Source organism: Duganella guangzhouensis, assembly GCF_009674535.1.
In the GTDB taxonomy this organism is placed as follows: Bacteria; Pseudomonadota; Gammaproteobacteria; order Burkholderiales; family Burkholderiaceae_D; genus Rugamonas; species Rugamonas guangzhouensis.
This window is the reverse complement of the sequence record NZ_WKJK01000001.1, coordinates 105,926-131,005: the sequence shown is the minus strand read 5'-3', so window position 1 is coordinate 131,005 and position 25,080 is coordinate 105,926. Positions and strand designations below refer to the sequence as shown.

At 61.9% G+C, this 25,080-nt stretch carries 23 protein-coding genes and 5 tRNA genes; 15 read left to right on the top strand and 13 right to left on the bottom strand.

Annotated features, from left to right (window positions below; translation table 11 throughout):
- Positions 1-2 precede the first annotated feature (2 nt).
- Both GJ699_RS00575 and GJ699_RS00570 read left to right on the top strand, forming a co-directional pair.
- Positions 3-728 carry a hypothetical protein gene (locus GJ699_RS00575; protein WP_154372089.1) on the top strand — a complete coding sequence of 242 codons (726 nt, stop codon included), beginning with the start codon at positions 3-5 and terminating at the stop codon, positions 726-728.
- Between the two features lie 222 nt (positions 729-950).
- Positions 951-1,892 (top strand): glycosyltransferase family 9 protein, encoded by a 942-nt coding sequence (locus GJ699_RS00570; protein ID WP_195763420.1) that lies wholly within the window; start codon positions 951-953, stop codon positions 1,890-1,892.
- Positions 1,893-1,987: 95 nt separating this feature from the next.
- Here the strand turns inward: GJ699_RS00570 and GJ699_RS00565 are convergent, their stop codons facing one another.
- The 4 genes from GJ699_RS00565 to rnr all read right to left on the bottom strand — a co-directional run bounded on the left by GJ699_RS00565 (position 1,988) and on the right by rnr (position 6,744).
- A complete protein-coding gene (locus tag GJ699_RS00565) occupies positions 1,988-2,665 on the bottom strand; it encodes a YceH family protein (RefSeq protein ID WP_154372085.1) in 678 nt (225 codons plus the stop codon).
- 9 nt (positions 2,666-2,674) lie between these two features.
- Positions 2,675-3,412 (bottom strand): serine O-acetyltransferase, encoded by a 738-nt coding sequence (gene cysE / locus GJ699_RS00560; protein WP_154372083.1) that lies wholly within the window; start codon positions 3,410-3,412, stop codon positions 2,675-2,677.
- Positions 3,413-3,540: 128 nt separating this feature from the next.
- Positions 3,541-4,287 carry a 23S rRNA (guanosine(2251)-2'-O)-methyltransferase RlmB gene (gene rlmB, locus GJ699_RS00555; RefSeq protein WP_154372082.1) on the bottom strand — a complete coding sequence of 249 codons (747 nt, stop codon included), beginning with the start codon at positions 4,285-4,287 and terminating at the stop codon, positions 3,541-3,543.
- Entirely contained in the window at positions 4,288-6,744 is a 2,457-nt protein-coding gene (gene rnr / locus GJ699_RS00550) for a ribonuclease R (protein ID WP_154372080.1), read from the bottom strand.
- Positions 6,745-7,031: 287 nt separating this feature from the next.
- Here rnr and GJ699_RS00545 point away from each other — a divergent pair.
- Positions 7,032-7,116 (top strand) — tRNA-Leu (locus GJ699_RS00545).
- A 43-nt stretch (positions 7,117-7,159) separates the two neighbouring features.
- On the opposite strand, the gene GJ699_RS00540 is transcribed toward GJ699_RS00545, so the two are convergent.
- Entirely contained in the window at positions 7,160-8,743 is a 1,584-nt protein-coding gene (locus GJ699_RS00540; protein ID WP_154372078.1) for an ATP-binding protein, read from the bottom strand.
- 181 nt (positions 8,744-8,924) lie between these two features.
- Between GJ699_RS00540 and GJ699_RS00535 the strand changes: the two genes are divergently transcribed.
- Together GJ699_RS00535 and GJ699_RS00530 are read left to right on the top strand one after the other, a co-directional pair.
- Positions 8,925-9,009 (top strand) — tRNA-Leu (locus GJ699_RS00535).
- 27 nt (positions 9,010-9,036) lie between these two features.
- Positions 9,037-9,121: transfer RNA gene (locus GJ699_RS00530), tRNA-Leu, on the top strand.
- 39 nt (positions 9,122-9,160) lie between these two features.
- On the opposite strand, the gene GJ699_RS00525 is transcribed toward GJ699_RS00530, so the two are convergent.
- A complete protein-coding gene (locus GJ699_RS00525) occupies positions 9,161-9,904 on the bottom strand; it encodes a substrate-binding periplasmic protein (RefSeq protein WP_154372076.1) in 744 nt (247 codons plus the stop codon).
- A gap of 179 nt (positions 9,905-10,083) precedes the next feature.
- On the opposite strand from GJ699_RS00525, the gene GJ699_RS00520 reads away from it, so the two are divergent.
- Positions 10,084-10,168 (top strand) — tRNA-Leu (locus GJ699_RS00520).
- A 27-nt stretch (positions 10,169-10,195) separates the two neighbouring features.
- Positions 10,196-10,280 (top strand) — tRNA-Leu (locus GJ699_RS00515).
- Between the two features lie 41 nt (positions 10,281-10,321).
- Here the strand turns inward: GJ699_RS00515 and GJ699_RS00510 are convergent.
- On the bottom strand, positions 10,322-11,170 hold the full coding sequence (locus GJ699_RS00510; RefSeq protein ID WP_154372074.1) for an NAD(P)H-binding protein: 849 nt from the start codon (positions 11,168-11,170) through the stop codon (positions 10,322-10,324).
- 104 nt (positions 11,171-11,274) lie between these two features.
- Between GJ699_RS00510 and GJ699_RS00505 the strand changes: the two genes are divergently transcribed.
- The 8 genes from GJ699_RS00505 to GJ699_RS00470 all read left to right on the top strand — a co-directional run bounded on the left by GJ699_RS00505 (position 11,275) and on the right by GJ699_RS00470 (position 21,388).
- Positions 11,275-11,673, top strand: a complete 399-nt coding sequence (locus GJ699_RS00505) for a winged helix-turn-helix transcriptional regulator (RefSeq protein WP_154372072.1) — start codon at positions 11,275-11,277, stop codon at positions 11,671-11,673.
- A gap of 70 nt (positions 11,674-11,743) precedes the next feature.
- Entirely contained in the window at positions 11,744-13,945 is a 2,202-nt protein-coding gene (locus GJ699_RS00500; protein ID WP_154372070.1) for an ATP-binding protein, read from the top strand.
- A 225-nt stretch (positions 13,946-14,170) separates the two neighbouring features.
- On the top strand, positions 14,171-15,202 hold the full coding sequence (locus tag GJ699_RS00495; RefSeq protein ID WP_371867403.1) for a GGDEF domain-containing protein: 1,032 nt from the start codon (positions 14,171-14,173) through the stop codon (positions 15,200-15,202).
- Positions 15,203-15,211: 9 nt separating this feature from the next.
- A complete protein-coding gene (locus GJ699_RS00490) occupies positions 15,212-15,925 on the top strand; it encodes a hypothetical protein (RefSeq protein WP_154372067.1) in 714 nt (237 codons plus the stop codon).
- A gap of 388 nt (positions 15,926-16,313) precedes the next feature.
- Positions 16,314-16,868, top strand: a complete 555-nt coding sequence (locus GJ699_RS00485) for a phasin family protein (RefSeq protein WP_154372065.1) — start codon at positions 16,314-16,316, stop codon at positions 16,866-16,868.
- A gap of 69 nt (positions 16,869-16,937) precedes the next feature.
- Positions 16,938-18,578 carry a VRR-NUC domain-containing protein gene (locus GJ699_RS00480; protein WP_154372062.1) on the top strand — a complete coding sequence of 547 codons (1,641 nt, stop codon included), beginning with the start codon at positions 16,938-16,940 and terminating at the stop codon, positions 18,576-18,578.
- Complete coding sequence (locus GJ699_RS00475) at positions 18,575-20,896, top strand: ATP-dependent DNA helicase (protein ID WP_154372061.1); 2,322 nt, start codon at positions 18,575-18,577, stop codon at positions 20,894-20,896. The genes GJ699_RS00480 and GJ699_RS00475 overlap by 4 nt, the downstream gene beginning before the upstream one ends.
- A gap of 33 nt (positions 20,897-20,929) precedes the next feature.
- Positions 20,930-21,388, top strand: coding sequence for a nuclear transport factor 2 family protein (locus tag GJ699_RS00470; RefSeq protein ID WP_154372059.1), 459 nt, complete (start codon positions 20,930-20,932; stop codon positions 21,386-21,388).
- A gap of 21 nt (positions 21,389-21,409) precedes the next feature.
- On the opposite strand, the gene GJ699_RS00465 is transcribed toward GJ699_RS00470, so the two are convergent.
- The 6 genes from GJ699_RS00465 to GJ699_RS34075 all read right to left on the bottom strand — a co-directional run bounded on the left by GJ699_RS00465 (position 21,410) and on the right by GJ699_RS34075 (position 25,035).
- A complete protein-coding gene (locus GJ699_RS00465) occupies positions 21,410-21,835 on the bottom strand; it encodes a GNAT family N-acetyltransferase (RefSeq protein WP_154372057.1) in 426 nt (141 codons plus the stop codon).
- 8 nt (positions 21,836-21,843) lie between these two features.
- Positions 21,844-22,575: a LytR/AlgR family response regulator transcription factor gene (locus tag GJ699_RS00460; protein ID WP_154372055.1), complete on the bottom strand. Its 732-nt coding sequence runs from the start codon at positions 22,573-22,575 to the stop codon at positions 21,844-21,846.
- 4 nt (positions 22,576-22,579) lie between these two features.
- Complete coding sequence (locus GJ699_RS00455; protein ID WP_154372053.1) at positions 22,580-23,656, bottom strand: sensor histidine kinase; 1,077 nt, start codon at positions 23,654-23,656, stop codon at positions 22,580-22,582.
- The gene (locus tag GJ699_RS00450) at positions 23,656-24,378 is read right to left on the bottom strand and encodes a LiaI-LiaF-like domain-containing protein (protein ID WP_229261871.1); all 723 of its coding nucleotides are present in this window, start codon (positions 24,376-24,378) and stop codon (positions 23,656-23,658) included. The genes GJ699_RS00455 and GJ699_RS00450 overlap by 1 nt, the downstream gene beginning before the upstream one ends.
- Positions 24,375-24,755, bottom strand: a complete 381-nt coding sequence (locus GJ699_RS00445) for a LiaF transmembrane domain-containing protein (protein WP_154372051.1) — start codon at positions 24,753-24,755, stop codon at positions 24,375-24,377. The genes GJ699_RS00450 and GJ699_RS00445 overlap by 4 nt, the downstream gene beginning before the upstream one ends.
- 121 nt (positions 24,756-24,876) lie before the next feature.
- Positions 24,877-25,035: a hypothetical protein gene (locus GJ699_RS34075; protein WP_195763419.1), complete on the bottom strand. Its 159-nt coding sequence runs from the start codon at positions 25,033-25,035 to the stop codon at positions 24,877-24,879.
- Positions 25,036-25,080 lie beyond the last annotated feature (45 nt).

Here is a 25,080-nt window from a genome sequence, read left to right as displayed (position 1 = left end):
CGATGGCCGGCAAACACTGGATTGCCGCCCTGCTGCTGGCGCCACTGCTGTGGCAGCCAGTGGCGGCGCAGGACGACAGCAAGGACGGCGGCGTGGTCGTTGTCAACGGCACCCGCAGCCCCGAACTGCAGCCGTACCGCTACATGCTGTCCGGGCTGGACGCCTTCGACGACTACCATGAGCTGGCACCGGCCGCGACCGAAGTACGGTTCCGGCTGCGCACCAGGAAAAGCGCGCCGGATGACGCCATGGACGGCCTGACCGTCCGGCTGTGGGGCGACAAAACCGAGCTGATCCTGCCATTGGCCGTGGACCACAGCTTTGTGCTGCCGCGCAACAGTGCCGCCGAGGACGATAACGCTGACGTGGCGGTGAACAAGAAAAAAAGCTATTACAACTGGATGCCGGAAGTGCACAGCGCCGGCGTACCGGCCAATATGCGGCGGCTGGGCGATTTGCGACTGGAGTGCCGGGTGCTGGTGGGGATCGGCAAGAACTACATCCCCTTCCTGCTGCGCGCCACCATCAACACCCTGCTGCTGACCACCGACTGGTGCAGTTTCAAGGACTTTACCTGGTATGTGCGCACCGATCGCGAGATCACCCGCGCTACACTGGTGGACGGTACGCAGCGGGTAGAGTTGAAAATTAGCAAGGATGGTAACGCCTTCGATGCGCCTATCGGTAACAAACTGTATTCAAACGACGCTTTGATCCAGTTTGAGTAACAAAGCATGGCTGTCGTGTTAAAGAGGGTAAAACATGGCCCAGGGGTATTCCATTTGGTAGTGAAGCAGTTACAATCAGGATACTACCCCTGAACCCGGTTTCATATGAAGTGGTTAAAACGACACTTGCTGGAATGGCTGCTGAATAAGCGCAGGAAATCTGCCTTCGACCCGGCCCGCGTCAAAAAGATCCTCATCCTGAGGAATGACAAGATCGGGGATATGATTGTCTCCACGCCATTGTTGCGTGAATTGAAAGCTGCCTGGCCCGATGTGGTGATCCACGTCGCCGCCAGCAGCGTCAACCACGACATCATCCGCGACTGTCCGCATGTGGACCGCACCGTGTTGTGGGACCATGGCAGCCTGCTGTACAACCTGAAAGTGATTGCCGGCCTGCGCCGCCAGCGTTACGACCTGATCCTCAGCATGTCGTTGCGCTTCTCGCCGTCCTACCAGTTCTACCTGAAGCTGTTGGGCGGGCGCCACCTGCACGGCCCGCGCATCGCCAAATACGGCACCACCACCGGCAATCTCGGCATGTACGATCACACCGTCGACTACCCGGCCGACCGTCACATCCTGCAAACCTATTTCGACGCGCTGGGCGCCTACAAGCCGGAAAACATCGACTACCGCTACGAGTTGTACAACGTCGACGCGTATGCCGGCAAGGCGCTGGCCTTTGTGGCCGGCCTGGAAGACAGTTATGCCGGGCTGGTCTGTTTCAACTATCAGGGCAGCTGCGCCAACCGCACGCTGGGCAAGGAAGACGCCGCCGCGCTGTGCCGCCAGTTGGCCGACCGCTATCCGGACTACGCCATCGTCGTGATCCACCCGCCGGGCGACCGCGAGCGCGCCGCCGCCGTGGTGGCCGGCAGTGACCGGGCCAACGTCATGCTGTCGTTCGCCACCGCCCACGTGCTGGAACTAGCGGCGCTGGTGCGCGAGTGCGACCTGGTGGTCTCACCCGACACCGCCGTGATCCACATCGCCTCGGTCTACAACAAAAAAGTACTGGGTTTCTACGTCAACAGCGGCAACCATCGCTGGTTCTACCCGATGTGCGACCACTTCCGCATCATGCTCTCGCCGACGGACAGCATCAACGACATCGACAGCCAAGCCACCATCAGCGCCATCGACGAATTAATGGCCACCTGAAATCCGGGGTCAATCCTCCCAAAGCTACACGGGCTCTACCGTAAGCGTCGCTTACGGTAGAGCCCGTGTAGCTTTGGGAGGATTGACCCCGGATTTTATTCGAACTGTTTTTTGAATTCGGCAAACTGGGCGGTCAGCTCTTCGACTTGCTGGCGCAGTTGTTGTACTTCCTGCTCCAGCGCGCCGACGCGGCTGCCTTGTCCGCCTGCGCTGACCGAACCGCCCAGGCTGGCGGCGGTTTCTTCGCGCGCCAGCGCTTCTTCGCCGCCCAGCAGTTGACCGTAGCGCGGTTCTTTGGTTCCCGGCGCCAGCGGCAGCTTGGACACCAGCGGCGGGTATTTGTCGATCAGGAATTGCAGGGCCTGCTCGACGTCAGCCACCGATTTGAAGTCGTGCAGGCGGCCGCTGCGGGTACGGATTTCGCCAGCGGTCTGCAAGCCGCGCAGCATCAGTATGGTCAGTACCGCCAGCTTGTCTTGCTCCAGCGACCATTTGATCCGCATCCGGTGTTCGTATTTGGTCACGCGCGCGCCAGCTTGGGTGATGCCGTTGACGTATTTGCGCTGCATCAGCCGCTGCAGCACTTCGGCCACGGCTTCTTCCGACAGCGCCATCACCGGGTCGCGGCTAGATAGCTGGTTGCAGCCATTGACCAGCGCGTTCAGCGACAAGGGATAGTTATCCGGCGTCAGCGCTTCTTTTTCGGCCAGCACGGCCAGTACGCGGATTTCAAACGGGTCCAGCACTTCTGCGCCATCGGGCGTTGCTTCCATGGTCTTTCCTTATTCGACGAGCTTGTTGAGTTGGTCGGAATTTAATTTATCACACTCGGCCACGCTCTGACACTCCAGCCCCGCCGCCTTCATGGTGGCGACCAGCCGTTCGATGCGTTCTTCCTGCTTGACGGCGTTTTCGATCAGTCCACGCAGCGCCTTGGATAGCGGGTCGTCGCCATTCGGCGTCACGCCATAGGCGGCGAACGGGTTGGCGGCGGCGCCGGCCAGATCTTTCTGAACGATGTGGGCCGGATTGCCGACCGCCGTCGCGCCCGGCGGCACCGGCTTCAGCAGCACGGCATTGGAGCCGACCTTGGCGTACTCACCTACCGTGAAGCCGCCCAGCACCTTGGCGCCGGCGCCAATGATGACGCCGCGCCCCAGCGTCGGATGGCGCTTGGCGCCGGTGTGCAGCGAGGTGCCGCCCAAAGTCACGCCCTGGTAGATGGTGCAATCGTCGCCGACTTCGGCGGTTTCACCGATCACCACGCCGAAGCCGTGGTCGATGAAGACGCGCCGGCCTATCGTGGCGCCAGGGTGAATCTCAATCCCGGTAATGATGCGCGCCAGGTAGGAAATAAAGCGCCCCAGCCACTTCAGGCCGTGCGTCCAGCACCAGTGCGCCCAGCGGTGCATGACGATGGCTTGCAGGCCGGGATAGCAGGTCAACACCTCCCAGGCGTTGCGGGCGGCGGGGTCGCGTTCGATGATGCTGTTGATGTCTTGGCGCAAACGATGAAACATGGCTTATCCAGAATGACAACCGGTGCTTGAATGGTAGCGCATCCGGCTGGGAGTTGCTGAACAGCGGCTGAGTTCGGAGGGAGTGCGGCGGCCCTCGAAATCGGCCGCCGGGTGATGCGTGTCGCGCGTTAAGCTTCGCGCGCGAGTCGCTGGCGGCGGGCTTCGTACAGACAGACGCCGGAGGCGACGGAAACGTTCAGACTCTCGACCGAGCCGAACATTGGGATGCTGACCAGCATGTCGCAGGTCTCACGCGTCAGGCGACGCATGCCCTCGCCTTCCGAACCCATGACCAGTGCGGTCGGGCCGGTGAAGTCGGCGTCGTACAAGCCTTTATCGCCATCATCGGAGGTGCCGATCAGCCAGATACCGCGCTCTTTCAGCTCGCGCAGGGTGCGCGCCAGGTTGGTGACGGTGATGTATGGCACGGTCTCGGCGGCGCCGGAAGCGACCTTGGCGGCGGTGGCATTCAGGCCCACGGCGCGGTCTTTCGGCACGATCACCGCGTGTGCGCCAACACCGTCGGCCACGCGCAGGCAAGCGCCCAGATTGTGCGGATCGGTGATGCCATCCAGTACCAGCAGCAGCGGCGGGCCGTCGATGGCGTCCAGCAGCTCGTCCAGGTTGCGCGCCAGCGCGACCTGCGAGGCAAACGCGATCACGCCCTGGTGACGGCGGGTGCCGACGATCTTGTCGAGGCGGGCCGAATCGACCGGCATCACGCGCACGCCAGCGGCTTTGGCGTTCGCAATCAAATCCTTCATGCGGCGGTCATCGCGGGTGGCGTCGACGAAAATTTCTTCCACCGACGAAGCCTCGTGCCGCAGGCGCGAGGTCACCGCATGGAAACCGAAAATCATTTTGTTCTTGCTCATTTATCGCTTCTTCTTACTTTTCAGGGCAGCTTTGACTACCCGGGGTTTGGCCGCTGGTGCGGCCTTGGTTTTGCTGGCGGCCGCTTTCGGCTTGGCTGCGGCCGGTTTGGCGGCAACAGCGGCTGGCTTGCGGGCCGGCTTGCTTGGCTTGGTGGCCGGGATCGCCGGGCCAGGCTTGATATTGGTCTTGCGGTCTTTCGCAGGATCCTTTTCAGGACGCGGCGGCGGCGCATCGGCACCGGCCAGGCGCAGATCGATCTTGCGCGCCTCCAGGTCAACCCGCACCACCTGCACGCTGACGTGATCGGTCAGCTGGAAGGTTTTGCCGGAACGTTCGCCACGCAGTTCGTGACGGGCATCGTCGTACTGGAAGTAATCCTGGCCCAGGTCGGTGATGTGCACCAGACCTTCGACGAACAGCTGATCCAGCTGCACGAAGATGCCGAAGGTGGTCACGCCGGTGATGATGCCGGTGTATTCCTCGCCCAGCTTGTCCTGCATGAAGTAGCACTTCAGCCAGTTCTCGACATCGCGCGAGGCTTCGTCGGCGCGGCGCTCGTTGGCCGAGCAGTGCACGCCGAGCGCGTCCCACACGGTCAGGTCGGCGGCTTTTTTCTCTTTGCCTTCGGCCTTGTCCTTGGCTTGCTGCTTGCGGGTGGCGTTGGAGACGTTGGTGTTCAGCACGCTGGTGCTGGCGATCTTCGGCTCGTACTTTTTACCCAGCAGGATGGCCTTGATGGCGCGGTGCGTCAGCAAGTCCGGATAGCGGCGGATCGGGCTGGTGAAGTGGGCATACGCCTCATACGCCAGGCCGAAGTGGCCGATATTGTCCGGCGAGTAGACCGCTTGCTGCATCGAGCGCAGCAGCATGGTCTGCAGCAGCGACGCGTCCGGACGCTCCTTGATTTCACGCATCAGCGCGGCATAGTCGGCGGCGGCTGGCTTGTCGCCGCCAGCCAGATGCAGATTGACCTGCTTGAGGAAGCTGCGCACCTGCTTCAGCTTTTCAGCGGTCGGCGTGGCGTGGATGCGGTAGGTGCCAGGATGCTTGTGGCGGATCAGCAGATCGGCCGCGCACACGTTGGCGGTCAGCATGCACTCTTCGATCAAACGGTGCGCGTCGTTGCGGGTGCGCGGGATGATCTTTTCGATCTTGCCGTTCGGGTTGCAGACGATGTAGGTTTCGGTGGTTTCGAAATCGATCGCACCACGTTCGGCGCGCGCTTTCAGCAGCGCCTGGAACACGTCGTACAGATTGGTCAGGTGCGGCACCAGGCCAGGACGGCGCTTGGCTTCCGGTCCCTTGGTGTTGCCCAGGATGTCAGCCACTTCGGTATAGGTCAGGCGCGCCGCCGAGTGGATCACGGCTGGATAGAACTGGTACGCCTTGATCTCGCCCTTGCCGGTAACCACGGCATCGCACACCAGCGTCAAACGGTCGACCGCTGGATTCAGCGAGCACAGGCCGTTGGACAGTTTTTCCGGCAGCATCGGAATCACGCGGCGCGGGAAGTAGACCGAGGTGCTGCGCTCCAGCGCGTCGCCATCGAGCGCATCGTTCGGCTTGACGTAGGCGCTGACGTCGGCAATCGCGACGATCAGGCGGAAGCCGTTGCTGCGGCCGATCTTGACCGGCTCGCAATAGACCGCGTCGTCGAAGTCGCGCGCGTCTTCGCCGTCGATGGTCACCATCGGAATGTCGCGCAGGTCGACCCGATCGCCCCAGTCGCTTTCGCGCACATGGTCGGGCAGCTTGTTGGCCTGTTTCAGCGCGGCGTCCGAGAAGATGTGCGGCACGCCGAACTTGCGCACGGCGATTTCGATTTCCATGCCGGGATCGTCGAGCGAGCCCAGCACTTCAACGATGCGGCCGACCGGCTGCTTGAAACGCATCGGCTGCTCGGTCAACTCGACGTTGACCACCTGGCCCACTTTGGCCTTGCCGACCGAACCTTCGAGCAGGATGTCCTGCGAGATGCGCTGGTCTTCCGGCGCCACGATCCAGGCCCCGTTTTCATTCAACAGGCGGCCGATGATGTGGGTGTTGGCGCGCTGCGTCACTTCGACGATGGTGCCTTCCGGGCGGCCACGGCGATCCACGCCGATGATCTTGGCCAGCACGCGGTCGCCGTGCAGCACTTTCTGCATTTCCTTTTCGGGCAGGAACAAATCCTCGCCCGGCTCATCCGGGATGACAAAACCGAAGCCGTCGCGGTGGCTGCTGACGCGGCCGGCGATGAAGCCGGTCTGCGTGGCCAGCGTGTAGTGACCGGCGTCATCGGCGATGATCTGGCCGTCGCGCTGCATCGCGTTCAGACGGCGCGACAGCACCGCTTGCGCGTCAGTGGCGACTTTCAGCGTTTTCGACAGGGCGCGCAGGTCTAACGGGCCTTTGGCGCTGCGGAAGATGCCGAGAATTTCCTCCCGGCTGGGAATGGTATGAGTAGGTTGGTTCAAAAGTTTTCTTATTTTTACAGTGTTTGGCATATATATGGCACGAGCGACAGGCGTAGTGTACTTGGAAACGCCTTGAATGACTAATTCATGCCGGTGGTGAGGATTCCTCAAAAATATTTTTGGGAGGCATTTGACTTCGCTCGGGATTCCTCTATAATTCTGGTCTCTCGCAGCGCAAGCGGCGAGATCTGCAAGACAGGGTGGATGTGCAGTATGGAATGTTAAAGTTCATCTGGCGCGAAGCTCTCCCGGTCGATATAATAGCAGAGTTGTTCAGCAGTATCATTGCCCACGTGGCGGAATTGGTAGACGCGCATGGTTCAGGTCCATGTGCCGCAAGGTGTGGGGGTTCGAGTCCCTCCGTGGGCACCAAAAATTCCGCGAAAAAGCCGTCCTTGTGACGGCTTTTTTGTTTTTACACCGTCCACTCAAGCTTCAAGTGGGCACCAATCTCGCGCAACAAGTCATGCTCGTTGACTGGCTTGGCCAGGAAGGCGTTGGCGCCGACATCCAGCGAACGCTCCTCCTCTTCCGGTGTCGAGCTGGCCGAGATGATCAACACCGGCGTATCGGCGGTGCGCACATCGGCCCGCAAGCGGCGCGTGGTTTCGATGCCATCCATGCCCGGCATCACCATATCCAGCAACACCATGTCCGGCCGCGCGGCCTGCGACTGCATCAGCGCCGACATGCCGTTTTCCGCCTCCAGCGTGCGGAAGCCCAGTGAGCCCAACAGATCCCGCAACAACGCCCGGTTGGTGGCAACATCGTCCACCACCAAAATGGTCTTGCGCGGACCGACGTAGCCGCCGGCGATTTGCTCGCCACCCGACTTGCCACCCGGCTCATCCGAAACCGACAGCGGCACATCAAACCAGAAACGACTCCCCTGCCCCGGCGTACTATCCACCTGCAGTACACCGCCCATCAAGCGCACCAGTTGGCGGCTGATCGCCAGCCCGAGGCCGGTGCCGCCGGCGCGGCGCGACACATCCCCCACCTGCTCAAATGGCCGGAAGATGGCCTCTTGCTGGTCGCCGGCAATGCCGATGCCGCTGTCAATCACCTCAAAGCGCACCCGCGCCACATTGTCGACACGCTCCAGCGGCGACACGCGCAAGCGCACCGCGCCGCGATCGGTGAACTTGACCGCGTTGCCCAGCAAGTTCAGCAGCACCTGGCGCAGCCGCGTTTCATCGACACTGACCGCGTGCGGCAAGCCAGGCGCCTCATCCAGCTCGAAGTACAAATGCTTTTGTTCGGCGCGCACGCGCATGATGTCGCCCACCACGGACAACAGCTCACCCAGCCGCGCCGGCTTGGGATGAAACTCCATCTTGCCGGCATCCACGCGCGACAGGTCCAGCACGTCGTTAATCAGCGCCAGCAAATGCTGACCGCCCTGCTGGATGGTGCTGATGCCGGTTTGCTGGACCGCCGTCAACGTCTTGTCGCGCTTGAGGATCTGGGTGTAGCCCAGGATGGCATTGAGTGGCGTGCGCAGTTCGTGGCTCATCGCTGTCAGGAAGGCGCTCTTGGCACGGTTGGCCACCTCGGCGCGCTCCATGGCGGCACGCAGATCGTCGTTGGCTTTTTGCAGCTCGGCGTTCACGGCGGCCAGCTGCGACGGACTCGGTATGCGCAGCGCGATCGGAATCAGGCGCACCATGGCGACCGCCGTCACCACCGAGGCAACCGCGGTGACCGCCTTGACGCTAACCGACAACACATAGTCCGGACGCCACACCACCCAGATGTCCAGTATGTGCGTAAAGCCACAAGCCAGGATGAAGGCGCCAAAGGCAATGAACATCCAGTCGAACGGCATGTCGCGCCGTTTGCGGATCAGATACACCAGCGAGAACGGAATGGTCATGTAGGCCAGCGCGATCAACGCATCGGAAATCACGCTGGTCCACAGAATGGAGGGAATCCACAGGAAGCAGTGGCCGTGTGGCATAAAACCCTGGCTGCCAAACCAGTTGCTGATCATTTCCATTGCCTGGCCTCCGGGATTGTTGAAATGACAGGTTTAGCTTACGAAAACAACTGGCCGCGCGCAAGCGACTTAAAAACTTGCGAGAAAGAAGCTAACCACACTTGACGGGATAGCGGCCCTCCCGTAAGATGCTTGCCTCTGACGCAATCAACGCGACAGAGCGCAGTAAGACAGTATCGATGCCCACGTGGCGGAATTGGTAGACGCGCATGGTTCAGGTCCATGTGCCGCAAGGTGTAGGGGTTCGAGTCCCTTCGTGGGCACCAAGCACCGATACTGTTGATGTTGCAAATGCCCACGTGGCGGAATTGGTAGACGCGCATGGTTCAGGTCCATGTGCCGCAAGGTGTAGGGGTTCGAGTCCCTTCGTGGGCACCAAAAATTCCGTAGAAAAAGCTGCCCTCGGGCAGCTTTTTTTCATTTCAGCGCGCCCAGATACTCGGCATATTTGCCACTCGCCTTCAAGCGCCGCAATCCCCTATTGAACAAAGCCAGGTAACGCTGATTATCCGCGTTCACCTTATTCAGCAGCAGGTAGTAATGCGTGATGTTATACGGGTGCGGATCCCAGGTGATGCGCTCGGCCTGTTCGGCCGGCAGCCCGCGCAAGATCTGGCGGCCAACGTCCAGATTGGCGGGGAATACATCAAACCGCCCCGCCGCCAGCTTGACGAAATTTTGCTCGTCGCTGGCGGCGGCGCGGTCGACCCGCATGCCCGGATAGCGGTCGAACGCATATTCATAGCCCGCAGTGCCGCCGAGGCGCACGCCAACCAACTGCGTGTAGCCAGCCCAGCGAAATGGATAACTCTTCAGGTGAAAAAACACCGACTGGCCATCCAGCACGGTGTCGCTCAGATAAAAGCGCAGCCGGCGCTCGCTGTCACGTGGCGACACGCTCCACACCATACTGCCGTTGACGCCATGCGCCGTCGCCTCCACATACGCGCGACTCCAGGGGCGGAATACATACCGCACCTCCACGCCCTCCAGCGCAAACGCCTCGCTGACGATGCGCGACAGCGGCCCGTAGTGCGGCAGGCTGGGCGACATATATGGCAACCACTCGCCGCTGGTCAGCGTAATGACGTCATTGGCGCGAACGCCGGAACACAGCGCCAGCAACGCGGCCAGCGCCGCTGCACGGTAGAACTGAAGCATGCTGTATTGGCTGCAATGTTAATAGAATCTCTATCATGCTTCAACTTGTCGTATGACTGCAAATGAAATAATTTCACAAAAGCAGCAAAATGCTATTGACGGTGATGCGGACGAGCTTTAAGATGCGTGCCTTCTGTTGCTGAACAAGCAGCAGCTAGTAGCAGCAAGACAGTATCGATGCCCACGTGGCGGAATTGGTAGACGCGCATGGTTCAGGTCCATGTGCCGCAAGGTGTAGGGGTTCGAGTCCCTTCGTGGGCACCAAGCACCGATACTGTTGATGTTACAAATGCCCACGTGGCGGAATTGGTAGACGCGCATGGTTCAGGTCCATGTGCCGCAAGGTGTAGGGGTTCGAGTCCCTTCGTGGGCACCAAGTATTCCGCAAAAAAGCTCCCCTCGGGGAGCTTTTTTCATTTACAGCGCAGCTTTAACAGCCGCCGCCAGCGAAACGGTCGGATGACCGATCAGCTTGCTCAGCGTGCCGCTGTTGTCGAACAGTGCGCCGTGGGCGGCCTGGGCGTCGGAGTCGGCAATAATCGCCGCCAAGCCGGCGGGCAGGCCAACGCTGACCAGCATCGCCTCATATTCCGCCTGTGGCAGATTGTGGAATGGGATGTCCTTACCAGTCTGGCGCGACACTTCCGCCGCCAGCTCGGCCAGCGTGAAGGCGCTGTCGCCCGCCAACTCATACACCTGTTGCAGCGAACCGCTGGCGGTCAGCACCGCCGCCGCCGCGTCGGCGTAGTCAGCGCGCGACGCCGCCGAGATACGCCCCTCACCCGCCCCACCCGCCAGCGCGCCATGCGCCACCGCGCCACCCAGGCTGACGGTGTAGTTTTCCACGTACCAGCCATTGCGCAGCAGCGCATAGTTCAGGCCGGAGGCACGCAGCGCCTCTTCGGTGGCACGGTGTTCGGCGCCCAGCGCCAACGTCGAGGTGTCGGCGTGCAGCAGGCTGGTGTAAGCCAGCAGGCTAGCACCGGCACGCACCGCCGCGTCGATCACGTTGCGGTGCTGCTGCACCCGCTGTCCCAATTCGTTGGACGAAATCAACAGCACTTTGCTAGCACCTTGCAAGGCGCTATCCAGCGAGGCCGGATCGGCATAGTCGGCACGGCGCACCTGCACGCCCAGCGCGGCCAGGTCGGCCACCTTGGATGGATCGCGCACGGCGGCAACGATATTGGCGGCCGGCGTGGTCTTGAGCAAGCTGGCGATGACAAGACGGCCCAACTGGCCGCCGGCTGCGGTAACAACAATCATGTGGTTCTCCTTCGGTTTTGGTTAAGTGAGGCCATCATATCGGTTATACTTACGATTTGTAAGTACGCACATTTTAGTAAGTACCCCATTCCGGAGTCCCCAACATGAACAACAGCAAATCCCTGCGCCAAACCATCGAAAGCCAGCGCGGCCAGGTGATGGCCGCCGACTGCCCCTCCCGTGCGGTGCTGGGCCACATTACCAGCCGCTGGGGTGTGCTGGTGCTGGTGATGTTGTTAGAACGCACCCACCGCTTCAGCGAACTGCGGCGCGCGGTCGGCGGCGTCAGCGAGAAAATGCTGGCACAGACGCTGGACGCCCTGGCTGGCGATGGTCTGGTATTGCGTGTTGCCCACCAGGTGGTGCCGCCGCACGTCGAATACAGCCTGACGCAACTGGGCCGGGAAGCCGCCACCCGGCTGGAAGTACTGGTCGACTGGATCGAAGGCAACTACCCGCTCATCAAGCAGGCGCAGGACGCCGCTGCACAGCAGGCCGCATAACACTGGGCGGACGAGCAGAAATTGTAATAAACTGGTTTCAAGCCGCACTGCGGAGCCGCACCAGCCAGATATGATGCCGCCGTTCTCATCCGATCAGCCGCACACCATCCTGATTGCCGCCAGCGCGGCATACGACGTGCGCGCACTCGCGCGCATGCTCGTGCACCACCATTTCGACGTGGTACAGGTCCACCGTGGCGACGAAGCGCTGAAGGCTGTGCGCAGCGGCAACGTCGCGCTGGCGCTGCTGGATGTGGCACTGGCCGGCAGCGCCAGCCTGGAACTGTGTCCGCGCCTGCGCCAGGCCGGTGAGCGACCGCTGCCGGTGTTCCTGCTATCCGCCCATCCGGGTGAAGAAGAGCGTCTGCGCGCCGAGGAAGCCGGCGCCGCCGCCTACCTGCCGCTCAGCTTTACACCCGAAGATCTGGCCGAAAAAATCCTGCTGCAACTGCAGGTAATCACGCCTGCGCCGCTGCTGGCCGGCGTGCCGACCATGGCCACGCTGGAAGTCAATTACCACACCATGCTGGCCGGTTCGCCGGACGCCATCCTGCTGATGCAGCGCGGCAGCAACCACATCCTCGACGTCAACCACCGCACGCGCCAGCTGTTCGGCATTACCGAGACCGAACTGGTCCAGAGCGACCTCCTGGCGCTGTGCCCACCAGTGCAGCCGGATGGCCAACCCAGCGCGCAAGTGTTTTCCAGCCACGTGGAACAGGTGATGGCGGGCCAGGCACAGTTGTTCGAAATGACCATGCAGCACAGCTCCGGCCGCGCCATCGCCTGCGAACTGCGGCTGGTGCCGCTGACCACCGCCGAGCATCGGCTGATGCATGTGCGGGTGGCCGACATCACCGCCCGCAAGCTGGCCACGGCGCTGCGCGACGGCAAAAACGCGCTGCTGGAAATGATCGCAAGCGGCGCCCCGCTGTCCGACACGCTGGACAAACTGGTGCGCCTGATCGAAGCCCAGCTGGATGGCGGCCACTGCAGCGTGATGTTGCTCAACCACGATGGCCTGACCGTGCACAACACCATCGGCCCCAGCCTGCCGCAGGACTATCTGCAAGCGCTGATCGGCCTGCCGATCGGCCCGGCGGCTGGCTCCTGCGGCACCGCCATGTTCCGCAAAGACACCGTGATCGTCAGCGACATCCTCAACGATCCGCTGTGGGCGGCCTACCGCAACGCCGCCGCCCACTACGGCCTGCGCGCCTGCTGGTCGATGCCGATCCTGCTGGACAAAGATACCGTGCTGGGTTCGTTTGCCATGTACTACACCGACGTGCGCGAACCGACCGCCGAGGACCGCGAGCTGATCCGCACCGCCAGCCACCTGGCCGGCATCGCCATCGTGCGCACCCGGCGCGAGGAAGAATTGCAGCGCCACCGCGAGCATCTGGAGGAATTGGTGGCGGCCCGCACCGTCGAGCTGCTGCACGCCAAGGAGGAAGCCGAACACATCAACGAGGAGCTGACCACCGCGCTGGACAACCTCAGCATGACCCAGGAGGAGCTGGTACGGCGCGACAAGCTGGCGGCGCTGGGCGCACTGGTGGCTGGTGTCGCCCACGAGTTGAACACGCCGATCGGCAACAGCCTGATGATGGCCGACAGCATGGCCGAACGCACCGCCGCGCTGCGGCGCGACCTGCAAGGCGGGCTGCGCCGCTCGGTGCTGGAAAGCTATCTGGAGCAGGCCGCCAGCGCCGACGAGGTCATGCTGCGCAATCTGAACCGCGCCGCCGCGCTGATCGACAGCTTCAAACGCATCGCCGTCGACGGCGGCAGCAGTCCGCGCGGCCGCTTCAAGCTGGGCGACGTGGTGGCCGAGTTGCTGCAGTCGGTGCAGCCGCAGCTGCGCCAGCTCGATCTGGAGCTGATCGAGGACGTCGAGCACTGGCTGGAGATGGACAGCTATCCCGGTCCGCTGGCACAGGTGCTGTCGAATCTGATCAACAACAGCCTGGTGCACGGCTTCGCCCAGCGCAATCATCAGCCGGGCAGCATCACGCTGTCGGTGCATGACAGCGGCAACGGCGAAATCGCCATCCATGTCAGCGATACCGGCGCCGGCATCGCGCTGGAAAACTTGCCAAGGATTTATGATCCCTTCTTCACCACCCGCATGGGCGCCAGTTCGGGGCTGGGTTTGTATATTACACACAACATCGTCACCGGCGTGCTGGGCGGCCGGATCGAGGCCGCCAGCACGCCCGGCCATGGCACCAGCTTCATGTTGCGCCTGCCCAAAGTGGCGCCGCTGTAGCGCCCGGCGCAAAGTTTTTTCCGCTCCGCAACTATTGCAGCCGTATAATTAAAGCTAACAGACCGGCAAGCAGCCGGCTTCACAGCGGAGACTGCGGACATGCCCCCCAACCCCACGCCGTCCAGGACAATCAAAGTCGCGCCCCTGCGGTGCGAGTTTTGTGACGCCGACACGGAAACGGCCTTTCTGCGACATCAACTGGCGATGACGCAAGCGCAGTTGCGGGTGACGTTTCTGTTTTGCGCGCTGTTTTACCTGTGCTTTGCCGTCACCGACCTGATCTGGGTCGGCTACGAGCTGCGCACTTGCCTGCTGCTGGGGATGCGGATGGCGGTGGCCGCTATCGTCCTTGTTTGCCTGTGGCTGCTGAAGCGGCGCCAGGACTCGATCCCGTTCACGCGGCTGGCGGCCAATGTGGTCGAGGTGGCCGGCTCAGCCGGCTTCCTGATGATCGCCGCGTTGCGTCCCAACGAATTCTCGCTGCACGCGATCTCGATGTCGATCGTGCTGATTGTCCTGTACATCTACATTCCGAACCGGCTGATCTACGCGGTCAGCATCGCCTCCGTCTCGACCGCCGTGTTTGTTGTGCTGGCGTGGTGGCTGGGCCACCTGAAAACGGTGGAACTGAGCACCATGGCGGCGCTGCTGACGCTGTGCAATCTGTTCGGTTACGTGGCGGCGCGGCGCTACCAGATCCTGTGGCGCGAGGAATACCGCGCGCAGATGGTGTTGAAAAACCTGTCGGTACGCGATCCGCTGACCGGCTGCTACAACCGGCGCCACTTGCACGAACAGCTGCTGGAAACCGAAATCTCACGCGCCCTGCGCTACCGCCTGAGCCTGACCGTCATCATGTGCGACCTCGACCACTTCAAGGTGGTCAACGACACCTACGGCCACTACGGCGGCGACGCCGTGCTGAAAAGCTTCGCCGCGCTGCTGCAATCGATGACGCGCGACAGCATCGACAGCGTGGTGCGCTACGGCGGTGAGGAATTCCTGCTGATCCTGCCGGAAACCGACCTGGCCGGCGGCGAACTGCTGGCCGAGCGCCTGCGCCAGACGCTGGCCTCGACGCCGGTCGAGCACGAAGGCCAGCGCATCACCGTGACCGCCAGTTTTGGCGTCGCCAGCGTCGATTTCTCCAGCGCCACCCACACCGCGCACGTCAACATGATCGCCGCCGCCGACGATTTGTTGTACGCTGCGAAAAACAGCGGCCGCAATCGCGTCTGCGCCAAGCAACTAGTCTAGGCGTCCGATATGGATAAAAAAGAGCTGTTCCAACTTTATGAAAAGCTCTACTTCCACGAGATCGACGCGCGGGAAAAACTGAATTCACGCCTGCAGACACCGCTGACGCTCATTGTGTCGTTGATCGGTGCACTGGCGTTTCTGGTTCAAAACTACGCTCACCAAACGTCTGTGCTGGCGGCGCTATTTATTATCTTTTCTGGTTTCGCCGCCTTGACATTAGCAACCGCTATGTACTTCTTCGTTAAGTCATGGATGGGAACGGAGTACTTCTTTCTTCCGGCCGCAGTGGAAAGCGAAGCATACAGGCAGCAGCTTATCAGGCACTTCGCTCCCTATGAAACGGATGGCGAATTATCTTCAGCCGCCTTCACAAATTACATAATGGATTACTATATTAAGTATTCGTCGAAGAATACCGATGCCAACGATAGCCGCTCATTACGAATTCACAAAACGAACATCTGCATTGTTGTCGCAGCAGCCTTCTCTTTCGCGGCGTTTCTGGTGTTTTATTTCGGCGACTTCGACAAAGCTAACAAACGAAAACCTACGGAGATAACAGTAGTGCAGCCCGTAGTCATCAAGGGGGAAGTTATGTCTGTTACTAAACCGCCGCCGCCGCCAGCACCGCCTCCACCTCGCCAGATTCGCGAAGGAGTTGAAATTGTCAAACGCCCACAACCAAGCAATCAGGGAAGCAACGTACATGACAACAAATGACCGTCCCGAGCCACCTCCCCCGCCTGCTCCCCCAGAGCCGAGGCGAGTTATCGATAGCCCACCAGTAAAGCGGAGGCTTTAAGTGTCCAGGTTATGGTGCCATTATTGGCAAAAAATCCCGCAAGCTCGTAGCTGCTTGTTTATCTTGGCCGTGTACTGCGGTGGACTGAATGCCGAACCGGCGCCGTGGTGGAAATGGCGCAGCAAGCTGGACGGCTCGCTGGTGTGCTCGCAAACGCCGCTGGGACCGGGCTGGGAAAAAGCCTACGGCCCTTTTCGCGATGGCCGTTGCGAAAAGTTAATTGTTACTAGATAATAAAATTCATAACAACACGGGTGAACCGGAATCGCTGCAAGCTGCATCCCACATCTACCATGAGGAGACTGTATGTTTACGAATCCCGAACAATTCGCGACTGCTACCAAGGCACTGTTTGAATTCCAGCTTGAAACCTTCAACTCGCTGACCAGCAAGACGGTCCAGGGCGTGGAACAGGTGATCGCGCTCAATCTGGCCACCGCCAAATCCAGTCTGGAAGACGGGCTGGCGGCCGGCAAGGAGATCAGCCGGGCCAGCGATCCCAAGGCCGCGATCCAGGTGGCGGCGGAGCAGATCCAGCCGGGCGTGGCCGGGGCCGCCGCCTACCACCAGCAACTGGGCGACATCATCGCTGAGATCCGCGAAGAGTTCACCCGCGCCGCCGACGCCCACGTCGTTGAAGCCAAGAATAATCTGAGCGCGCTGATCCATGACGTCACCAAAAACGTCCGCCCAGGATCGGAAAACGCGGTGCAGATCGTCAAAACCGCGATCGACAACGCGTTCAGCGGTTACGAGCAGGTGACCAAGGCCACCAAACAGGCGGTGGAGGCGGTGGAAGCTGAAATCGCCAAAGCCAACGCCCTGGTCAGCCAGGCCGCGCCGGCCAAAGCCAAGAAATAACTGTGCAAGCGGGGCGTAACGCGATACACTGTATATAAATACAGTCAATCGCGTTACGTCCCCGCTGCAATGATCAAGGTTCTTGAAAATCCGTTCTATTATCTGGAGAATTTTCACCAGGTAGTGACGTGGATCAGCGAACGCTACGACGATTTGCTGACCACCGAGGAACGCGCTTTCCTGACCGCCTTCCCTACCCTGCCACAAGCCTCGCGCGCGCTGTTCGTGCGCATGGTGATGCGCAAGGGTACGCTGTTCCGCGCCAGCAAGCTGGTGTACGCGGAAATCGGCAGCACCCACGAAGCGGCACGCCCGCTGGCCGAGCTCGGCCTGATCGAGGAAGATCCGCCGCTGTCGCTGGACGAACTGTTCGACCTGCTGCAGAAGCCGGAAATCGTCAAAGTGTTTCAGCTGGCACCGCACGTCAAGCACTTGCGCAAGGCCGAGCAACTGGAAGCGCTGCGCGAGCAATTCGACGGCGAGCACCGATTCTCCGGCTGGTATGCCAATTCCGGCGACCATGCTTACCGCAACCGCACGCAGGAGCTGTGCGACCGCCTGCGCCTCATCTTCTTCGGCAATTACCATCAGGACTGGACCGATTTCGTGCTGTCCGACCTCGGCATCTACCAGTACGAAAAGGTCGAGTTCTCGCCGGCCGCGCGCGGTTTCCGCAGCCGCCGCGACATCGACGATTTCCTCGCGCTGCACGCCTGTCACGAGCGCTTTGCCGATGGCGAAGAGCCGGCCGCCGTCATCGCCGACCTGCCGCCGTGCGCGGCGGACAACGAATGGCTGCGCAGCCGCCGCGCCAAGCTGCTGTTTGCCATCGCCCAGCACGTGGAAAAGCTGGGCGACTGGTCGGCCGCCCACGCGCTGTATGCCGATTGCGATTATCCCGGCGCCCGCGCGCGCGCCATCCGCGTGCTGGAAAAGAACGAGCAGCCGCGCGAGGCGTTCGAGCTGCTGCAAACCGCGCTGCTGGCGCCGGAAAGCGAAGCCGAACGCCAGCAATTGCTGCGCATGGCGCCGCGTCTGGCGCGCAAGCTGGGCCACGCCAAGCCTGCGCCGGTGACACTGGCGCAGGCCGAGCGCATCGACCTGAATTTGCCGCCGCCGGCCGAAGCCAATTACGTCGAGTTCGTGGTGCGCGACCATCTGCACCGAGACGACGCGCCGGTCTACTACGTCGAGAATTCGCTGATAAATTCGCTGTTCGGCCTGCTATGCTGGGACGCGGTGTTTTCGCCGATCCCCGGTGCCTTCTTCCATCCGTATCACCGCGGCCCGGCCGATTTGCACAGCGCCGATTTCCAGCGCCGCCGCGCGGCGCAATTTCAGCACGCGCTGGCGCAGCTGGACGACGGCGACTACCGCATCACCATCCGCGCCAATTACGCGGCCAAGTACGGCATCCAGTCGCCCTTCCTGTACTGGGAGGCGATTGACGAGGCGCTGCTGGACCTGGCGCTGGACTGCATTCCGCCGCTGCATCTGAAGCGCGCCTTCGAGCGCATCCTGCTCGACATCAAGGCTAACCGCAGCGGCTTTCCGGACCTGATCCAGTTCTGGCCGGCCGAGCGCCGCTACAACATGATCGAGGTTAAAGGTCCGGGCGACCGCCTGCAGGACAACCAACTGCGCTGGATTGAATACTGCGCGGCGCATCAAATGCCGATCTCGGTTTGCTATCTGCAGTGGGCGGCATGACGCAGGGCGCCCGTTATACCGTCGCGGTGCGCGCGCTGTGCGAATTCACCGCCAAGACCGGCGACCTCGATCTGCGCTTCACGCCCTCGCCCACGGCGCAGGAAGGCATCGCCGGCCACGCGGTGGTGGCCTCGCGCCGCGATGACGATTACCTGACCGAGATCGCGCTGTCCGGCGATTTCGGTCCGCTGCACGTGCGCGGCCGTGCGGATGGTTACGACAGCCGCGCCAACCGGCTGGAAGAAGTCAAAACCTATCGCGGCGACTTGAAGAAAATGCCGGACAACCAGCGCGCGCTGCACTGGGCGCAGGTGAAGATCTACGGCCATCTGCTATGTCAGGACCAGGGATTGCAGAAGATCCGTCTGGCGCTGGTCTACTTCGACATCGGCAGCCAGAAGGAAACCGTGCTGCACGAAGACCATACGGCGGCCGGGCTGCAAGCTTATTTTGAGCAGCAATGCGGCCTGTTCCTCGACTGGGCGCAGCAGGAGATGGCGCACCGCGCCGAACGCGACCTGCAGTTGAAGGCGATGCGCTTCCCGTATGGCGACTTCCGTCCCGGCCAGCGCCAGTTGGCGGAAGCGATGTACCGCGCCAGCAATCGCGGCGTGTGCCTGCTGGCGCAGGCACCCACCGGGATCGGCAAAACCGTCGGCAGCCTGTTCCCGATGCTGAAGGCCAGCGCCGACCATGGCGTCGACAAGATCTTCTTTTTGGCGGCCAAGACCTCGGGCCGGCAGATGGCACTGGACGCGGTGGACATCATCCGCGAAGGCGCGCCGCTGCTGCCGCTACGCACGCTGGAGCTGGCGGCCAAGAGCACCGCCTGCGTCAATCCGGACAAAACCTGCCACGGCGAATCCTGCCCGCTGGCCAAAGGCTTTTACGACCGGCTGCCGGCGGCGCGCGCGTCGGCGCTGGCGGTGATGGCGCCATCGGGCTCCGCTGGCGCGGGCAGTGCGCCGCCGTCACTGGATCGCGAGACGCTGCGCGCCATCGCCCTCGCCCACAACGTCTGCCCCTACTACCTGGGCAGCGAGATGGCGCGCTGGTGCGACATCGTCATCGGCGATTACAACTACTACTTCGACCTCAGCGCCATGCTGTACAGCCTCGCGCAGCTCAACGACTGGAAGGTCAACGTGCTGGTGGACGAGGCGCACAATATGGTGTCGCGCGCGCGCAAAATGTATTCGGCCGACATGGAGCACGACAGCCTGCGCCTGCTGCGCAAGATCGTCCCCGACGAACTGAAAAAACCGTTGGAGCGCGTGCACAAGCAGTGGAACCAGCTGGAGAAAGACCAGACGGCCGAATACCAGTCGTACGCCGAGCTGCCGGAAAAATTCATGGGCGCCTTGCAGACCGCGTCCACCGCCATCTCCGACTACATGGTCGACCATCCGGGTTACGTGGAGCCGGACCTGCAAAGCTTTTACTTCAACGCGCTGATGTTCGCGCGACTGGCCGAGAGCTTTGCCGACCATGCGCTGTTCGACATCGAGAAAGCGCCGGGCGCGCGCGCCAGCAACAGCAATTCGGTGCTCTGCATCCGCAATATCGTGCCGGCGCCATACCTGAAGCCGCGCTTTGACAGCACCCACACCACCGCACTGTTCTCGGCCACGCTCAGTCCCTGGAACTACTTTGGCGACATGCTGGGCATGCCGGACACCACGGCCTGGGTGGATGTGGAATCGCCATTCGTGGCGGAGCAGCTGTCGGTGCAGGTGGCGGCGCATATCTCGACCCGCTACGCGCACCGTCAGCAATCGCTGCGGCCGATCGCGCAGCTAATGGGCAAACAGTACGCGGCGCAGCGCGGCAATTACCTGGCCTTCTTCAGCAGCTTCGATTACATGGAAAAAGCGGCCAACCAGTTCAGCGAGCTGTATCCGGAGGTGCCGGTGTGGCGCCAGTCGCGCCGCATGGACGAGGCGGAGCGCGCGCAGTTCCTGGACCGCTTTACGCTGGACAGCGAAGGCATCGGCTTCGCTGTGCTGGGAGGCTCGTTTGGCGAGGGCGTGGACTTGCCGGGCGCGCGCCTGATCGGCGCCTTTGTCGCCACGCTCGGCCTGCCGCAAATCAATCCGGTCAACGAGCAGATACGGGCGCGCATGGAGACTATTTTCGGCGCCGGCTACGATTACACCTACACCTATCCGGGCATGCAGAAAGTGGTGCAGGCGGCCGGCCGCGTGATCCGCACCACCTCCGACCGCGGCACCGTCTACCTGATCGACGATCGCTTCGGCCGGCCGGAAATTCAGGAGCTGCTACCCAACTGGTGGCGCGTTGATGTCGCGGTAGCGTAAGATAGGCGTTATCGCCATCATCCGGAGCCGGTCATGAAGAAATGGGGAGTCCTGCTGTTTGCCTTTGCCAGTAGCACATATGCGGCGGATGACGCCGCGCTCACCGCCACGCTGGCGCGCATCGATACCGAGATGTTCAATGCCTTCAACAGTTGCGACAAGCCGGGGCAGTTGGACAAATACGCCAGCTACTTCGATCCCAACGTCGAGTTCTATCACGATAACGGTGGCGTCACCTGGACCCGCGACGCCATGATCGCCAACACCGGCAAATACGTCTGCGGCAATTACAGCCGCCAGCTGGTACCGGGTACGTTGAAGGTGGTGGCGGTCAAGGATTTCGGCGCCATCACCACCGGCTCGCATACCTTTTGCCATTTTGGTACAGGCAAATGCGAGGGCATCGCCGAGTTCACGATGGTCTGGCGCCTGCGCGACGGCGCCTGGCAAGTGACCCGCGCCCTCAGCTACGGCCATCGGCCGAATCAATAAGCCGTATTCGGCGTCGCCCCACTAGCCCAGCTGCTTGGTCAGCGCATAACGGCAGCCGCCCGGCGGGAAATCGGGCAGGCTGCTGTGCACACGGTAGCCCAGCTTTTCGTAGAACGGCAACGCCTGGAAGCTCAGGGTTTCGAGGAACACGCGTGGGCAGCCGCGCCGCACCGCCTCTTCCTCGGCCGCGCGCATCAGCGCCGTCCCGCTGCCGCTGCCGCTGCCGCGCAAGGCGTCCGACACCCACACTGCCTGTACTTGCAGCCAGCCCAGGTAGGTCGCGCCGATCAAGCCACCGAGCACAGTGCCATCATCGTCGCGTAGCGACACCACCAGATAATTGGGCGTGTCGCCATTCGATTGCGAGGCGTTATACGCCGTCAGGCCGCCAACGACGGCGCCCATCACGGCCTGCTCAGGTCCATTTTCAAGAATGATTTGAGGCATAGCGTTCCTTATGAGATGACTGCACGGATTTTCTGGTAGCCGCTGCGGCTAATCGGGACGCGGCCGCCGTCTTTCAGCACCGCGACATGGCTATCCTTGGTGGCCTGCTCGATGCGGTCCACAAAGGCGATATTCACAATCCACGAGCGGTGGATGCGCAGGAACTGCTCGCCGTCCAGCTGCTCTTCCAGCTCCGACAGGCGCTGGTTCTTCAGATAGGATTTGCCGTCCGAACGGATCTGCACATAGTCGTCCTGCGCTTCGATATGCTCGATGCGGTCGGCGTTGATGACGTGGACTTTGGCGCCGTCGCGTATCAGCACCCGGCCCAGCGGCTTGTTGCGGCCGGCCGCTTCGCGCACCATCTTTTCCACCGCCTCGCCGCCGGCGCCGAGATTGGCGCGCGCATGCGCCAACGCCTGATCGAAGCGCTGCTGGCTAAAAGGCTTGAGCAGATAGTCCAGCGCATGAAATTCGAATGCCTTGATCGCATATTGGTCAAACGCGGTGGCGAAGATGTAGCGCGTTTTGCCGCCAGCCAGTTCGGCCACTTCAAACCCATCCAGCTTGGGCATTTGAATGTCCAGGAACACCAGGTCCGGTGCCAGTTCGGTAATCGCCTTCACCGCTTCGAAACCGTTGGCGCATTCGGCCACGATCTCCACGTCCGCATGTTCGGACAGATATTCGCGCACCACGCCGCGCGCCAGCATTTCATCGTCCACGATGATGATACGCATCGCTCTACTCCCCCTGTTCGCTCGTTTGTGCGGGCATTGTGATGTCCACGCCAAAGCTGTTGTCGCGCCGCCCCCAGTGGATGCCGGCTTCGTGTTTGTAGGCGCCGGCCAGACGCTGGCGCACGTTGGTCAAGCCGATGCCATGGCCGTCGCTACGAATGGACGCCATGTCCTCGTCGACAGGATTGGCGACGCTGATCTGCAAAATCGACCCGGCGCGACGCGCGCTGATGCGGATGGTACCGCCCTCCGGCATATTGCAGATGCCGTGCTTGACGGCGTTTTCCACCAGCGGCTGGATAATCATCGGCGGCACCAGGCAGGCGGCCGCGCCCTCCCCGATCTCCTCTTCCACTTTCAGGCGCTCGCCAAAGCGTACCTGTTCGATCGCCAGAAAGTGCCGGATCAGCACCATCTCCTCGCCCAGCGTGACCTTCTTGTGCGCTTCCATGCCCAGGCTTTGACGGAAGAAGCTGGCCAGTTCCAGCGTCATGCGGCGCGCCGCCTTGGGATCTTGCGAGGTCAGCGCGCTGATCGAGTTCAGGCTGTTGAACAGGAAGTGCGGATCGATCTGGGTGCGCAGCATGCGCAGTTCGGCCTCCTGTGCCATCAGCAGCGATTCCAGCTCGCGCTGCTCTGCGTTCTTGGCGCGCACGAATTCGGTCAGCAGATAATGCACCGCCGCCGCAAAACCGTACAGCAGTACGCCCAGCACCACCACCAATACCGACAGCTGCGGCGTGATGTCGATCCCGCTCCAGGCCACGCCGGGCAGCAGGCAAAGCGCGTTCCACAGATTCCCGATAATCAGCCACAGAAAGCCCGACACCATCGCCGCCATGGTCAGCACCACCGCGATGGCGCCGCCGCGCCGGCTGCCCAGCGGATAGGCGCGGCACAGGTAGTAGGCCGAGTAACCGGCGGCAAACGCATACTCCAGATTCATCGGAATCGCGAACAGCATGGCATTCGCCAGCGGCGTGTCGCTGGCCAGGGAGATCACGCCGCCCAGCGCGCAGCCGACGAACAGCCACGCCAGCAGGTAGATCGCCAGACCGCGCCGGGTCGACAACTCCTGCATCAGTTACGCACTTCCAGACCGCCCATGATGACGTAGCCGCGCAGGATCAGGCGTTTGTTGTGGATGGCCGGCGGTACGGTCTTCTCTTCGAAGCCGCCCATGATCGGCGTCCCTTCCAGCACCACGGTCCAGTCGATCGGCACTTTGACGCTGATGCCGCCGCACAGCGCGAATACATTCAGCACCGCCTCGTTTTCAATCGACGACTGGCGCAGGTCCAGCTCACAGCCGCCCATGATGGCGGTGATTTCGCCACCACGGAAATCCGGCGTGGTGATGCGGCGCTTGAAGCCGCCGAGAATGGCGGTGCAGTTGATCGCCGCTTCGTCGCTGGTTTTCTCCAGCGGGCCGAAAGGCTGGTCCAACTGCGTCGGGCCTTGCTTGGCGCGGAAGATGACGGCCACGCCAGCGCCTATCATCAACAGCGGCCAGACGCTGCGCCAGTCGATGTCCAGCCAGCCCATGGACTTCAGCATGATCAGACAGCCGATCACGATCATCACGCCGCCAACCACCATGCCGGACTGGGTGCGGGTCTGCAGCACTTTGAGGATGCCGGCGCCGATCAGGATGGTGGGCAGGATGTGGACCCGCAGGTCGAGATCCAGCCAGCCCAGATTATCGAGCAGGAACAGCAGGCCGATGCCGATGACGAACAGGCCGATGAACATCTGCGTGGCGGGATTGCGAGGATTGCGCTCGCGGCGGCTGCGGGTATTCATGCTTGCTCCTTATGCTGCGGCGGGAAGATATTGTCCAGCAGTGGGCGCAGCATCATGCCGACGCCCCAGGCCACCAGCAGCGCCGGCCAGGTCTCGCCGAAGCCCAGGCCCCACAGGTGATTGAAGGAGACATACCACCAGCCGGCAAAGAAGATCTCCCACCAGCCTTCAGTGAAGCGGCGTGAGCTCGTCGGTGGGATGATTTTGGTGATGCCGCTGATGACCACCAGCCAAGGCCAGTAGCGCCAGAAGTGCGCGGGATTGAGGTCGATGTCCAGCACGTCCATCTGCGCCAGCAGGATGACGGTGCCGGCGATGATCAGGGCCAGGCCCCAGACCAGTTGCTTGCGCCAGCGGTAGGCGGTTTCCACGTTCATGTTAAGTCCCCCAAGTCGGTATGAATATAACAATACCGGGGAACCGCTGGCGAGGAAACCGCTATTCGGTGAACGGCGTAAAAGCGCCGGTGAATGGCGAACGATTCGGTGAAATGCGCGTTTAACCGCGGCCGTTGCCGACCTTCTGCTCAAAGCTCATCAAGCCCCAGCCCAGCTGGCGGCGGATTTCGTCCGGGGTCGGTGGCGGCTTGACTTCCTGTGCGCGACGCTCAAGGTAGGCCCGTACCAGGTACTTTGAGGGGTGAGTAGTGTGCGTCATGATGACCTCCATATGGCGTCAACATCGTTGTCTGGTGCCGATACT

Coding starts and splice junctions, on each gene's coding strand:
- GJ699_RS00455 (WP_154372053.1), bottom strand. CDS start 23,656: ATGCAGGAGTTGTCGACCCGGCGCGGTCTGGCGATCTACCTGCTGGCG.
- GJ699_RS00460 (WP_154372055.1), bottom strand. CDS start 22,575: ATGCGTATCATCATCGTGGACGATGAAATGCTGGCGCGCGGCGTGGTG.
- GJ699_RS00525 (WP_154372076.1), bottom strand. CDS start 9,904: ATGCTTCAGTTCTACCGTGCAGCGGCGCTGGCCGCGTTGCTGGCGCTG.
- GJ699_RS00490 (WP_154372067.1), top strand. CDS start 15,212: ATGGATAAAAAAGAGCTGTTCCAACTTTATGAAAAGCTCTACTTCCAC.
- GJ699_RS00470 (WP_154372059.1), top strand. CDS start 20,930: ATGAAGAAATGGGGAGTCCTGCTGTTTGCCTTTGCCAGTAGCACATAT.
- GJ699_RS00575 (WP_154372089.1), top strand. CDS start 3: ATGGCCGGCAAACACTGGATTGCCGCCCTGCTGCTGGCGCCACTGCTG.
- GJ699_RS00445 (WP_154372051.1), bottom strand. CDS start 24,755: ATGAACGTGGAAACCGCCTACCGCTGGCGCAAGCAACTGGTCTGGGGC.
- GJ699_RS00465 (WP_154372057.1), bottom strand. CDS start 21,835: ATGCCTCAAATCATTCTTGAAAATGGACCTGAGCAGGCCGTGATGGGC.
- GJ699_RS00505 (WP_154372072.1), top strand. CDS start 11,275: ATGAACAACAGCAAATCCCTGCGCCAAACCATCGAAAGCCAGCGCGGC.
- GJ699_RS00480 (WP_154372062.1), top strand. CDS start 16,938: ATGATCAAGGTTCTTGAAAATCCGTTCTATTATCTGGAGAATTTTCAC.
- GJ699_RS00500 (WP_154372070.1), top strand. CDS start 11,744: ATGATGCCGCCGTTCTCATCCGATCAGCCGCACACCATCCTGATTGCC.
- GJ699_RS00540 (WP_154372078.1), bottom strand. CDS start 8,743: ATGGAAATGATCAGCAACTGGTTTGGCAGCCAGGGTTTTATGCCACAC.
- GJ699_RS34075 (WP_195763419.1), bottom strand. CDS start 25,035: ATGACGCACACTACTCACCCCTCAAAGTACCTGGTACGGGCCTACCTT.
- GJ699_RS00565 (WP_154372085.1), bottom strand. CDS start 2,665: ATGGAAGCAACGCCCGATGGCGCAGAAGTGCTGGACCCGTTTGAAATC.
- GJ699_RS00570 (WP_195763420.1), top strand. CDS start 951: ATGATTGTCTCCACGCCATTGTTGCGTGAATTGAAAGCTGCCTGGCCC.
- GJ699_RS00450 (WP_229261871.1), bottom strand. CDS start 24,378: ATGAATACCCGCAGCCGCCGCGAGCGCAATCCTCGCAATCCCGCCACG.
- cysE (WP_154372083.1), bottom strand. CDS start 3,412: ATGTTTCATCGTTTGCGCCAAGACATCAACAGCATCATCGAACGCGAC.
- rlmB (WP_154372082.1), bottom strand. CDS start 4,287: ATGAGCAAGAACAAAATGATTTTCGGTTTCCATGCGGTGACCTCGCGC.
- GJ699_RS00475 (WP_154372061.1), top strand. CDS start 18,575: ATGACGCAGGGCGCCCGTTATACCGTCGCGGTGCGCGCGCTGTGCGAA.
- GJ699_RS00485 (WP_154372065.1), top strand. CDS start 16,314: ATGTTTACGAATCCCGAACAATTCGCGACTGCTACCAAGGCACTGTTT.
- GJ699_RS00510 (WP_154372074.1), bottom strand. CDS start 11,170: ATGATTGTTGTTACCGCAGCCGGCGGCCAGTTGGGCCGTCTTGTCATC.